Consider the following 12952-nt stretch of genomic DNA (forward strand, 5'->3'; position numbering starts at 1 on the left):
ATAAATTTCCATTATTCTATAAGATTTTAGTATAACACTATTAAAAATTATAAACTTTATATAATTTATGATTTAAAAAATATAAAGTTTTAAATATATAACAATACAATTTTAATCTGTTTTTATATAAAACATAGATATTTTTTAATATAACAGTATTAATATGCGTTAATCTGATAAAAAAACATTGTTAAACATAATACAGATTGTTATTAGAAAATACAGCGTCAGTTGTTATTTCTATTCCCAAACGACAAAACATTTGCTCATCTGTGCTGTTCATTATTGTAGTTGAGTGTGCTTTACAATTTTTCAGCATATCTATCTTAGAAAGTGCTTTTTCCGCCATAGTATTTGTTGCGGCACATATGCTTAAAGCTATGAGCACTTCTTCTACATTTAGGGCAACTGCTTGAGATATTGATATTTTATTTTTCAATTTTTGTATAGGCTCCAATACAAGCGGTGCTAAAAGTAGCATATCATCTGATATGTCAGCATAGTATTTAAGTGCATTTAATATCACAGCCGCAGACGCATCCATAAATTTGGTTGACTTTCCTGTCAATATCATACCATCAGATAATTCAACAGCTATTGCACTTGCTACTTCGTCATTTTTCATTTCTTTTTTCATTTTTTCCGCTTTTTGTCTTGCAGGCAATATTACTTTTCTATCTTCTTCTTTTATTCCCAAACTTTCCATCATTATCTGCAATCTTTCGACTACATCTATTTCACAGTTGCCTTTCACATAATCGGATTTTGCGATTAAATATCTTCTTATTACTTCTTGCTTTGATGCTTCTTTTACAATTTCATCATCTGTTATTCCAAACGCAACTTTATTTACTCCCATATCAGTAGGTGATTTATATATTGAGTCTTGTCCGGTTATTTTTTCAAGCATTTTTTTAAGTAGAGGAAAGCTCTCTATATCTCTGTTATAATTTACTGCAATTTGATTATACGCATCCATATGAAAAGAATCTATCATATTTATATCTTTCAAATCTGCTGTTGCAGCCTCATAAGCTACATTGAGCGGATGTTTAAGCGGCATATTCCAAACAGGGAATGTTTCAAATTTTGAATATCCGGCTTTTTTATTCTGTGCAAATTCGTGATATAGTTGTGAAAGACATGTACCTAATTTCCCACTTCCAGGACCGGGTGCTGTAACTACAACTATACGTTTGCTTGTAGGTATGTAAGGATTTTTTCCGTACCCGTCTTCACTTACTACCACATCTACATTTGTAGGATAACCTTGCGTTGCTTTATGCTTAAATGTCTTTATATTTCTTCTCTTCAACTTTCTGATAAATATATCTGTTAGAGGTTTTTCTTCATATCTTGTTATTACTACTGAATTTACATGTAATTTATATGCTCTTAAATCATCTATAAGTCTGAATACGGCCATTTCATAACTTATATTTGAATCCCCTATCATCTTGTTGTTTTCTATATGACCGCTGTATACACATATTATTACTTCCAAATCATCTTTTAATTGTTGTAATAATTTAATTTTTGTATTCTCATTATATCCTGGCAAAACTCTCGCCGCATGAGTATCATGTAGCAATTTACCTCCAAATTCCAGATATAATTTTTCAAATTTTTCAACTCTTTCGAGTATATATTTTGACTGTTCTTCAAGATATTTTTCTTCATCAAAACCTATTTTCATATAAATCTCCCAATTTTCATATAAAAAATTTAATCATCATATATTATTTTATCAATAACTTTTCGTATTATATCATAGTTAAAACCTCTATAACTCAGAGCTGATATAAGCCGTCTTTTTATAGTTTCATTATCTTTAGCGGATATGCTCTTATATTTCTTTTGTGCAAAGTGCATTGCGTTTTCATATTCTTCATCATCATCTATATCTGACGTCAACTCATTTATAACTTCAGAATCTATACCCTTTTGCCTTAATTCGTTTTGTATCTTTCTTTTTGAGTATTTTTTATGTTTATACGCTCCGCTTACCAATTTTTCCGCCATATCTTCTTCATTTATAAATTCATACTTATCTACAAAATTCATTGCATAATCTACGGCATCTTGTGTAAATTTTTTTTGTCTTAACCTATTTATCAATTCCTTTCTTGTCTTACTTGATGACGACAATATCCTTAATGCTTGCTGTTTAGCAAGTTTTTTTTGATTTTCAAGCAACATCTCTTCAAATGTTTCTTCATCTACTTCTCTTATAGTGTATAATGAATACGAATATAATATATCAAGATGTATTTCTATTTTTTCTTCTTTATAATCTTTTATATATAAATTATAGTTTGAATTTCTTTTTTTGGTTATTTTTACTATCTCATACATAATAACTCCTATTTGTTTTTATCGCCTTTTTCTCTTGGAATTATCTTTATAACAGTACCGTCAAAACCGAAACTCTCTCTTATCTTGTTTTCCAAATATCTTTGATATGAAAAATGGAACAGCTCTTTATCGTTTATAAAAATTACAAATGTAGGAGGCAATACGCCTGTCTGTGTAGCATAATATATTTTAAGTCTTTTTCCTTTGTCAGACGGAGGTTGATTCAGCATAACTGCATCCCCTATAACATCGTTTAATACCCCTGTTGACAGTCTCTTTCTACCGGATTCATATACTTTATTTATGAGTTCCACTATATTGTTTAGTCTTTTACCTGTCTTAGCAGATATGAATTCTACAGGTGCATATTGCATATATGCCAATGAATTTCGCACATCTGCCGTATAATCTCTCATAGTGTTGGTTTCTTTTTGTATCAAATCCCATTTATTTACAACTACTATTACACATTTACCGGCTTCATGCGCCAAGCCTGCTATCTTTGTATCCTGCTCCGTTACCATAGTTGTCGCATCTATAACAACTAATACAACATCTGCTTTTTCTATTGCACTATATGCCCTTAATACTGAATATTTTTCAATATTATCGTAAATTTTATTTTTCTTTCTTATTCCTGCAGTGTCTATAAATGTATAATCTATACCATTTATATTACATTTCTCATCTATTGCATCTCTTGTTGTCCCTGCTATTGGCGAAACTATTGTCCTTTCTTCACCTATGAGTGCATTTAATATTGATGATTTTCCTGCATTAGGTTTCCCTATTATTGCAACTTTTATAGAATTATCTTCTACTTCCAACAATTCTTCTTTTGGGAACAATGCAACTATTTCATCTAACATATCTCCAAGTCCTAATCCTTGTGTTGATGATATGGCATACATATTCTCAAAACCTAATTGATAAAAGTCGTAATAATCATCAGGTAATCTTGAATTATCCACTTTATTAACTATAACAATAACAGGTTTTTTTGATTTTCTAAGAAGATCTGCAACCTCAAAATCTTGTGGAACTAAACCGGCTTTTCCATCTACAACAAACATTATTACATCAGCCATATCTATTGCAATTTGTGCCTGTTTTCTCATCATTTCCGGTATGAGATTATCTGTATCCGTTTCTATTCCGCCGGTATCTATAAGAGTAAAGCTGTAATTAAGCCAGCTTACATCAGCAAATATTCTGTCTCTTGTAACTCCCGGAGTATCTTCCACAATAGATATTCTTTCTCCGACAAGCCTGTTAAAAAGAGTAGATTTTCCGACATTCGGTCTGCCTACTATTGCAACCGTCTTTTTCATAATAATATTCCCTTTCACATATTTATCATAACTTATTTTTTAATAAAAAATATAATTTGCTGAATTTATTTTAAGAACTATAATAAAATCAAAATAGTATTCACATAAAATATAATTTAATACTAAAACTCAATAAAGCTATGGAAAAATACTATTGTATAAATTTAATAAATGTTTATGGATTCATCATACAAACTATATATTATTCTATTAGAAATTAGTATACCCTGTTGATTAAAATAAAAAAATTATATTCCAAGTATATTTTTTACAAAGCTGTGTCCGTCAATTTCAGACGGTTTTACTTTTATGTTCATAGTTTGGGCAAATTCATCAAGTGTTATTGAATCCAAAAATATATCTTCGTCAGATTTTAACATGGTTTTCGGAATTATTAACTCTTCTCCTAAATCTTTACCCTTAAGCTGTTTAATCATATCTGTTGCTGTTATAAGTCCTGCAACCGTTATAGTTCTACCAAAAAAATCATTTTCTATCTTATATACATTAACATTTAACGAATCATATTTTCTCATCATATTGTCAGATAAGTGTTTTATATATTCAAAGGCTGACTCTCCTGTCGCAATCGACACATTTCTTTTTCTATTGTAGGTGTTTATTTTTTTAATTCCTTGTTATATTCATATTCTTGTTTAGTCATAAGTCCAACGCCATTTTCAAGCTGTTTAAACCCCTCATATTCTTTATACGAAGGTCTTTTAACGCCTGACATAACATAGAATTCATCAGACAAAAATACAAATCTTGTGCCTAAGTTTTTCAAAAATTTCTGTTGAAACTCTTGAACTTGCAATATTAAATCTCTTGCAGTATCAGTATTGAATATATCTACTTTAGCAAGTTTTTGTCTATATTTTGTAATGCCTATTGGCACTATAGCTATGCTCTGTAATTGTGGATGTAGTTTTTCCAAATCGTATAAAGTCTTCTCCAAATTTTTTTTGTCATTAACATTTGGAATAAGAACTATTTGAGCATTCATAACTATATTGGCTTTTTTTAATTTTTTCATCTTTTCCAATATATCGCCGGCAGTTTTATTTGACAGCATTTTTATTCTAAGCTCGCTATCTGTAGTATGCACTGATATATTTACAGGAGATATATGATATTTTATCATTTTATCAATTTCTTTTTTGCCCATATTAGTCATGGTTATAAAATTACCTTGTAAAAAAGAAAGTCTTGAATCATCATCTTTTATATAAAGAGTTTTTCTAAGTCCTTTTGGTAATTGATCTATAAAACAGAACATACATTTGTTCCTGCAAGTTTGAACCGAATTTGTTATTGGATTTTCAAATTCTATGCCTAAGTCTTCATCAATGTCTTTTTCTATCTCATATATTACTACTTCTCCATCTTTTGTCTGGATTTCAAGCTCTATATATTCATCAGCTATAAGATATTGATATTCTATTATGTCTTCAACGCTTTGAGAATTTATTGACAGTAATATATCACCTTTTTCTATCTCTAATTCATCTGCAATAGAACCTTCCGTTACTTTGGTTATTATATTGGAAAAATCTTTTTTACTTAATTCCATAATATCATCTTTCATAAAAAAACCTAAGATATATTAATATCATAGGTTTTAAAAAACAAATTATTATAATTCCTTTTCTGACTCTACTATTGAATTGAGTTCATCAAAAAAGCTGTTAACATCCTTAAATTCTCTATAGACAGATGCAAATCTTACATAGCTTACTACATCAAGTTTTTTCAATCTTGATATAACAAGTTCTCCTATTTGACTGCTCGATACTTCTTTATCGGAAGAATTGAGTATATGTTTTTCCACATCACTTACTATCTCTTCCATTTGTTTAATTGTAACAGGTCTTTTTTGACATGAGCGCACTATACCCCTTAATATTTTATTTTTGTCAAAAAATTCTCGAGAACCGTCTTTTTTTACTACAATAATACTCGCTTCCTGTATCATTTCAAATGTACTGAATCTCTTCTTGCATGATTCACATTCTCTTCTTCTCTTAATAGTATTATCTTCCTCTATATGCCTTGAATCTATAACTCTAAGATCACTACTTCCACAATATGGACAATTCATATTTATTTCCTACCTGTACTTCTGAAAAATGGCGGGATATTAAGCTCCGTCGTTTTTTTCTCAGTGGTTATTTCTCTTATATTTTGTATGTTGTCAGGCTCTATATCTAAATCATTGTCTATATCAAGATCATCCGTATTGCTTTGAAAGTAGCTTTTTTCCACTTTTGTCTGTTTATTAACTTTTTTTGCTGAGTTTTGTGAGCTGTTTGTATTTAACTGTTGTCTGTTTTCTTCTATTCCTGTTGCTATTATCACAACCGATACTTCATCACCTATTTCATCTGAAAATACACTTCCAACTATCACATTATCCGATGCAAAATCTTCATCTTCACCTATAGCTTCTCTTACATAATCACCTATTGCATATATATCGTCCATTGTTATACTTTCTGATGATGTGACATTAACAAGTAAATCTTTTGCATGCCAAATAGATGTCTCTGAAAGATGAGATACAGTTGCAAGTTTAGTGGCCTCAAGAGCTTTATTATCTCCTTTTGCTCTACCGAATCCCATATGACATAAACTCTTATTTTCCATAACAGTTTTAACATCTGCAAAGTCAGTATTTATTATACCGTTTAATTTTATTATATCTGTTATACCTTTTACACTGTTTTTCAAAATTTCATTACCTTTTTTTAAGGCCTCTTCAAATGTTATACCTTTTGGAGATATTTCAAGAATTTTATCATTCGGTATTACTATTATTGAATCAACATTCTTTTTAAGTTCTTCAAGTCCGTCTTCCGCCATTTTTTTCTTTCTTGTTCCTTCAAACTTGAACGGCATTGTAACAATACCCACTGTAAGTGCACCTATTTCTTTTGCAACTTTAGCTATTATAGGAGATGCACCTGTACCTGTACCGCCTCCCATACCTGCAGCAACAAATACCATCTGTGCTCCTGAAAGTTCCTCTTTTATTTTTTCATAACTTTCTTCGGCCGCCTTCTTACCTATTTCAGGTTTTGCTCCTGCACCGAGACCTTTTGTAAGTTTTTCACCTAATTGTATTCTGCTTTCAGAAAGTGAATGTTGAAGAGCTTGATAGTCTGTATTGGCTACAATATAATCAACACCTTTTATCTGTTCTTCTATCATTCTGTTTACGGCATTTCCGCCACCGCCGCCTACACCTACTATCAATATTTTTATATCTTCATTGTTCATTGCTGTTTCAAGAAACATTGTTATCCTCCAAAAAATATATACTTATCTCTATTAAAAATCTATAATAAATTTTTTTGCTGTTTAAAAATTATTTATAACAAAAAATTTTGAAAATAATCATCTAAAAAATATTCTATCTTATTATAATATCAATAAAAAGTCATTTCGTCTATAAAAATTTAAAAATTTATGAATATATTTTTAATATATCCGTTAAATATCCTATAACGAATATTATTCATAGTATATCGGATCCGTATCAAATCTCATATCTATTGTGCCTGATGTTTTACCTTTAGTTGATAGATTTATAAGTATTTTATTCAAAACCTTGACTTTATATTGCATATCATTCGTGTTTCCGAATCTTACCAATATACCTGTATTTGTAGTCATAGATATGTCATCATAGTTTTTCAAATCTATATAGGATATATTGTTGAGCAAATCAAGTGAAGATATTAAGTGTACTATCTTAAGTATATTTTCAAGTGTATCTTTATCTTTTACAGGTATAGTGTCCTTAAGTTTTATATTACTTATTGATATACCGCTTATTATAGGTTTTTTAACAGATTTTTCATCTTGAACTATGCTTATTGCAGTTGCATTTTCATCTATTATCACATATCCGCTTGTTACAGGTATGCTTGCAACAGGAATACGTTCAACTATTGATATTGTTATCTCTTGCGGAAACTTTCTTCTTACTGTCGCACTTTGTATATAATTATTTACAACAAGATTTTTTTCTATAGTTTTGATATTCATAATATATATATTCTTATTCATATCTATTTTAGCAAGTTCCAATATCTTATCTTTTGTCAAATTGGTCTGTCCGAGCACAGTTATTTTATTTACTGAGTACCTGCCTGAAAAAAGATAAAATAAAACAGAAATAATAAATATTATTAAAATTCCAAAAAATGATATAGTGATTTTTTTCTTCATCTATCTACCCTTTATAAGTGTATCATATATTATTTTGCAAGCATCACCCTTATACAACTTACTGCTGTTATCTGACATTTTCTTAAAAACATCTTGATTGAACAATATATTTTGTACTCTGTTTTCGAGAATATCAGCGTTTAACATATCTTCTTTTATACAATATCCTGCCCCGCAATCCTCTATCATCTTCGCATTATATTCTTGATGATTTTCCGCTGTATATGCTTTAGGAACAGCTATAATAGGTTTTCCGAAGTATGATACTTCTGATAATGTACTCGCGCCTGCTGAACATATAATAATATCGGCTGACTGCATATATTTCCCTATATTTTTTATATATGGATATAATTCAAACTTATCATAATTTATATATATAAATTCTTCTTTCAACTCATCATAATATGCTTCTCCACAAGAATGTATAAGTCTTATATTGTTTTTTTCAGCATAGTTTGCAAACAGCTTTATAGCGTCATTTAAGCTCTGAGAACCTCCTGAGCCTCCTATAGACAATATAATTTTTTCATCGCTTGAAAAATTAAGTTCTTTCCTTGCAGTTTTCTTATCATAATTAAATTCCAACGTTCTTATCGGATTGCCTGATACAATCGCATTATCAAAAGGATATCTCTTCAAAGCCTCATCAAAACCGTAAAAAATATAATCAACTTTTTTAGACAAAATTTTGTTGGTAACTCCCATAAATACATTTTGTTCGAGTATAGCCGTCTTGATTTTCATAAGTGCCGCCATATACACAACCGGACCGCATACATATCCTCCTGTACCTATTACTAAATCCGGATTTTCTCTTGATAAAATTTTCCTCATTTTAAGCATACTTGAAGTTGTTTTGAAAACACGTTTTATATTTTCTATACTCAGTTTTCTTTGAAATCCTTTAATATCTATAGTTTCAAATCTATAATCATAATTTTTCAGTATTTTATTTTCTATACCGTATTTTCCGCCGATATACAATATTTCTGTAGAGCTGTCTTGATTTTTAAAATATTCGGCAATTGCAACAGCAGGATATATATGTCCTCCTGTACCACCACCACAAACTATAAGTTTCATTTAACAACCTCTTTTTTTCTTTTTGAGACTCTATATTTTGAAATATTTAAAAGAACTCCCGTCATGGACAAAAATATAATTATGGATGTACCTCCATAACTTATAAAAGGTAGTCCTATACCGGTATTAGGTAAAGTACTTGTTGCAACCCCTATATTCATAACGGTTTGAAGTCCAAGTTGCAGACCTATTCCGCATACAAGCATCTTACCGAATGTATCTTTAGTATCTACGAACAATCTAAAAATTCTGAAAATCAAAAATACATATATAAATATAAGTGCAACACTCATTAAAAACCCAAATTCTTCTGCTATAACGGCAAATATAAAGTCATTCTGCGGTTGTGATATATAAAAATACTTTTGTGTGCTCTTGCCGAAACCCACACCGAATAATCCTCCGGATGCCATAGCGTATATAGAATTTGATATTTGCCAATCTCTTCCGGCAGTATCTTTAAACGGATCAAGGAATGACATTAATCTCGCCATACGATATTGCTGTTTCATCATTAAAGTTATGATGGCAACAGCAAACGGTACTGCAGATATCAACATAAACTTTACACTCATACCGCCTATGAATATCATTATAAGACCCACCATTAATATTATTGACATGGCAGAAAAAGACGGTTGTACATAAATAAGAGCACAGTTTAAAATCAAAAAACCAATCGGTATTATCACACTTTTTAATTTGTGCATTGTATACTTATTAAGATCTATGAAATATGCAGTCATAACTATGCACGCAAATTTGGAAAATTCAGAAGTTTGAAATCTCAAAAAAATCAAATTAAGCCATCTTTTTGCTCCACCTACATTCACACCGAGCGGAGATAAAGTCAGCGCCAATAAAAAAATATTGAAAACATATATTATAAAAGCATATTTTTTATATATTTTATAATTCAATTTGCTTGCAATATACATAAGAACAAAACCTATTGCAGCAAATTGCAACTGTGAACGCAAAAACTTCGTAGAGTCGTTATATTCATAGCTTGCTTGAACGGAACTTGCCGAAAAAATCATAAGCACTCCAATTATTACAAGCAAAATTACACTACTGAGTATTATATAATCTATTCTTTTTGCGGGTTCTCTTTTAGTTTTTTTTATATCATTTTTTACAACACTTTGCATCTAAATCCTCATAAAACTTCTTAATTATATAATTGAACTGTTCAATAATTATTTTTTATACTATAATTTTTTAAGTAAAATTATCTATTTTTAATAAATTTTTACAACATCCTTTATTAGAACAGTATTAATTGACAAAGATAAATCTCATACATTATAACACAAATATCCTATATTAAATATACATTATATCAAAAAATAAATTAAAAGCATATTAAATATGGTTAAAATCTTGTATTTCTTTAAATATTACACTTATATTTTAAAACTGAAATTATAATTTATCTTTATTTTGACCATGTTTCTTAAATTTTTCAGCTATAATTTTCATTTCTTCATTTGATAATATAACAGGTTCTCCTATACTTCTCGCTTTACAGTATATTTCTGAGCAATATTCTATATCCTCTGCTATCGAAAATGCATTTTGTAAATCTCTTCCACCTGTCAATATTCCATGATTTGCCAATATCACAGCTTTTCTATCTTCCATAGCTTCACAAGCATTTATTGCAAGTTGTTTTGTGCCATAAGTCGCATATTTTGCACATCTGACATTTGTACCGGCTACAGCCGTAAGATAATGGGTTGCCGGCAAATCTAAATTCAAACATCCAAGAACAGTTGAATATATTGTGTGAGCATGTATAACCGCATTTATATCTTGTCTTGTTCTGTATAAAATCAAATGCATTTCCAATTCTGATGATGGTTTTTTATCTCCTTCTATTATATTTGCATCTATATCCAATATAACTATATCTTCCAATCTTATCTCGAAAAAATCTATTCCTGACGGTGTTATAGCTATATGACTGTTTTTGCGATCATAAATGCTCAAATTACCGCCGGTGCCTTTCGTAAGTCTTGAGTCAACCAATTTTTTCCCGAATTCTATGAGCTGTATCCTCTCTTCTCTCATTAGCATAGGTATTTTCCCCTTCTAATACTAAACAATTATTTAATGATATTATCTAATTGACTATGGATATTTTTTTATATATTTGAGCATATCTTAGTTTAAATAGGATTTAGTAAAATATAATTATTATTTTAATATTTCTATCACAACTTTCAATGCTAAAATCCATTCAAATTAAAATAAATACTTAAAATTATATAGAAAAACTATAAATTTATTCATAAAAATATTATTAAAGACAATTTTAATTAAAGTCTATCTTTAATTGGATAATAGTATAAACAGTTATAAATTTAAAACAAATTCGTATAACTAATGATTTTCTTTTTTATCCTCTATAAAGATATTTTCATCCATATCTTTGCTGTCATCAACTTCATTATCTGTTATAGCAATATGTTCATTATTATTTTCTATATATTCAATCTCCATTTTATCTTCGTTTTTTACGGACTCTTCTATTAAATGATCCATTATATTAAACGCAAACTCTCCCTTTTCAACATACGGAAAATATGTCGACATTATTATGTTATTATCTCTGTCTTTTATTTCTATATTTCCTGTTTGTATATCATAATCTATATCTATTATATTCCAGTTATATTTAACATCCTTATATTGAAACGTATCTTTACTTATATAAAATTTATCTTCAAATTCCAGCTTTCTTACCATATTTTTAGTTTTAAAGACCTTCAAAACCAAAGTTTGTTTTTTACTCAATACTCCAAACATCATATCCGAGCCATTTCTAATCTTTTCCAAAAATTTATCTGTATTTATAGCCATATAATCCTTTTGAAAATAATCTACAAAATCATCTCCTGTATGATTTGTATTGAATATCACCCTACTTCCATTGCCTTTTTCTACAATAAGATATTTTATTCTCCTGTCTGAATACGGTATGAAATAAAACGTAGGTATATCCTGATACATAATTGTCTCATGTCTTCTTTTTAAAACTATGCCATTTTGATAAACATTCATAGGCAATACAGCTCTTATTTTTATATAGAAAATTATAAAAATAATAAACGCAAATATGAATAAGAAATATGCAAAATATTGGACATAAGTATCTACGTCTGTTTTTACGGATTTTTCCAATAATCTATATTGCACAACCGCAGCTAAACCCAATGACAGTGCAATAATCAAAATAAAATTAAGCTTATGCAAAAAACTCATTCCTATTTTTTTTCTTAACTCTCCCATTTGACACCTCTTAAAAATAAATTGAACAACTATATAAATATTAAACTATTTTATGAAATTTTACAATGTTTAATATAATCTTAAAGTAAAATTACAGCATTTTTAAAAAATACTAAAAATATATATATTTAGGTGTAAAAATAAAAATGGCTATTATCAAGTTTAATTGAAAATAGCCATTTTTATTTGAATATTAATTCATTCATACTTCCTTATAGTATGAATTATATTTATTTTTTTATGTGTTAATTCAATAATTTATTTGTTAAATTTTTTTATATATTGAATTTAGCTACCATCTCGCTCATCTCTTGCGCCATATCTGCTAAGTGTGCGCTTGATGCTGCTATCTCTTCAGATGATGCTGTCTGTTCTTCTACTGTCTCTGATGTCTCTTGTACTGATGCTGCATTTTGCTCTGATAGCGCTGATAGACTTTCTATTATTCCCATCAGACTTTCTTTTGTCTTTTCTAATTCTTTCCCTGACTTATTTAATTTTTCTACTGCTTTATTGTTGTTGTCTAATTCTTTTGATATTATGTTGAATTGCTCTCTTGTGTCTTCTACTTTTACTGATTGCTGCTCTACTATCTTTCCTACTTTCTCCATTGTCTCTACTGCTTGTCCTGTCTTTGCTGTCAAATCTGATAC

Annotated in this window: 10 protein-coding genes and 2 pseudogenes; all 12 read right to left on the bottom strand. The window is 29.1% G+C overall.

Annotated elements, in window-relative coordinates; all coding sequences use genetic code 11:
- Positions 1-190: 190 nt before the first annotated feature.
- Positions 191-1696, bottom strand: a complete 1506-nt coding sequence (locus tag HMPREF9629_RS07000) for a DUF1846 domain-containing protein (RefSeq protein WP_009525680.1) — start codon at positions 1694-1696, stop codon at positions 191-193.
- 29 nt (positions 1697-1725) lie between these two features.
- Positions 1726-2355 carry a regulatory protein RecX gene (locus HMPREF9629_RS07005; RefSeq protein WP_009525681.1) on the bottom strand — a complete coding sequence of 210 codons (630 nt, stop codon included), beginning with the start codon at positions 2353-2355 and terminating at the stop codon, positions 1726-1728.
- Between the two features lie 8 nt (positions 2356-2363).
- Positions 2364-3686, bottom strand: coding sequence for a ribosome biogenesis GTPase Der (gene der / locus HMPREF9629_RS07010; protein WP_009525682.1), 1323 nt, complete (start codon positions 3684-3686; stop codon positions 2364-2366).
- Between the two features lie 248 nt (positions 3687-3934).
- Positions 3935-5274 (bottom strand): annotated as a pseudogene (locus HMPREF9629_RS07015) (DUF512 domain-containing protein).
- A 48-nt stretch (positions 5275-5322) separates the two neighbouring features.
- A complete protein-coding gene (gene nrdR / locus HMPREF9629_RS07020) occupies positions 5323-5787 on the bottom strand; it encodes a transcriptional regulator NrdR (RefSeq protein ID WP_009525685.1) in 465 nt (154 codons plus the stop codon).
- A gap of 2 nt (positions 5788-5789) precedes the next feature.
- Positions 5790-6983 (bottom strand): cell division protein FtsZ, encoded by a 1194-nt coding sequence (ftsZ, locus tag HMPREF9629_RS07025; protein WP_009525686.1) that lies wholly within the window; start codon positions 6981-6983, stop codon positions 5790-5792.
- A gap of 216 nt (positions 6984-7199) precedes the next feature.
- Positions 7200-7919, bottom strand: a complete 720-nt coding sequence (locus HMPREF9629_RS07030) for a cell division protein FtsQ/DivIB (RefSeq protein ID WP_009525687.1) — start codon at positions 7917-7919, stop codon at positions 7200-7202.
- Positions 7920-9005, bottom strand: coding sequence for an undecaprenyldiphospho-muramoylpentapeptide beta-N-acetylglucosaminyltransferase (gene murG / locus HMPREF9629_RS07035; protein ID WP_009525688.1), 1086 nt, complete (start codon positions 9003-9005; stop codon positions 7920-7922).
- On the bottom strand, positions 9002-10156 hold the full coding sequence (ftsW, locus tag HMPREF9629_RS07040; RefSeq protein ID WP_009525689.1) for a putative lipid II flippase FtsW: 1155 nt from the start codon (positions 10154-10156) through the stop codon (positions 9002-9004). Before ftsW ends, murG begins: the two co-directional genes overlap by 4 nt.
- A 274-nt stretch (positions 10157-10430) precedes the next feature.
- Positions 10431-11084: an L-fuculose-phosphate aldolase gene (locus HMPREF9629_RS07045; RefSeq protein ID WP_009525690.1), complete on the bottom strand. Its 654-nt coding sequence runs from the start codon at positions 11082-11084 to the stop codon at positions 10431-10433.
- Positions 11085-11390: 306 nt separating this feature from the next.
- On the bottom strand, positions 11391-12299 hold the full coding sequence (locus HMPREF9629_RS07050) for a hypothetical protein (protein WP_009525691.1): 909 nt from the start codon (positions 12297-12299) through the stop codon (positions 11391-11393).
- 275 nt (positions 12300-12574) lie between these two features.
- Positions 12575-12952 (bottom strand): annotated as a pseudogene (locus HMPREF9629_RS11910) (methyl-accepting chemotaxis protein); the annotation flags it as partial.

This window comes from Peptoanaerobacter stomatis, from assembly GCF_000238115.1.
Lineage (GTDB): Bacteria > Bacillota > Clostridia > Peptostreptococcales > Filifactoraceae > Peptoanaerobacter > Peptoanaerobacter stomatis.

Bases quoted from the DNA above. Each gene is read 5' to 3' on its own strand.
- HMPREF9629_RS07000 (WP_009525680.1), bottom strand. From the start codon at position 1,696: ATGAAAATAGGTTTTGATGAAGAAAAATATCTTGAAGAACAGTCAAAA.
- HMPREF9629_RS07005 (WP_009525681.1), bottom strand. From the start codon at position 2,355: ATGTATGAGATAGTAAAAATAACCAAAAAAAGAAATTCAAACTATAAT.
- der (WP_009525682.1), bottom strand. From the start codon at position 3,686: ATGAAAAAGACGGTTGCAATAGTAGGCAGACCGAATGTCGGAAAATCT.
- nrdR (WP_009525685.1), bottom strand. From the start codon at position 5,787: ATGAATTGTCCATATTGTGGAAGTAGTGATCTTAGAGTTATAGATTCA.
- ftsZ (WP_009525686.1), bottom strand. From the start codon at position 6,983: ATGTTTCTTGAAACAGCAATGAACAATGAAGATATAAAAATATTGATA.
- HMPREF9629_RS07030 (WP_009525687.1), bottom strand. From the start codon at position 7,919: ATGAAGAAAAAAATCACTATATCATTTTTTGGAATTTTAATAATATTT.
- murG (WP_009525688.1), bottom strand. From the start codon at position 9,005: ATGAAACTTATAGTTTGTGGTGGTGGTACAGGAGGACATATATATCCT.
- ftsW (WP_009525689.1), bottom strand. From the start codon at position 10,156: ATGCAAAGTGTTGTAAAAAATGATATAAAAAAAACTAAAAGAGAACCC.
- HMPREF9629_RS07045 (WP_009525690.1), bottom strand. From the start codon at position 11,084: ATGCTAATGAGAGAAGAGAGGATACAGCTCATAGAATTCGGGAAAAAA.
- HMPREF9629_RS07050 (WP_009525691.1), bottom strand. From the start codon at position 12,299: ATGGGAGAGTTAAGAAAAAAAATAGGAATGAGTTTTTTGCATAAGCTT.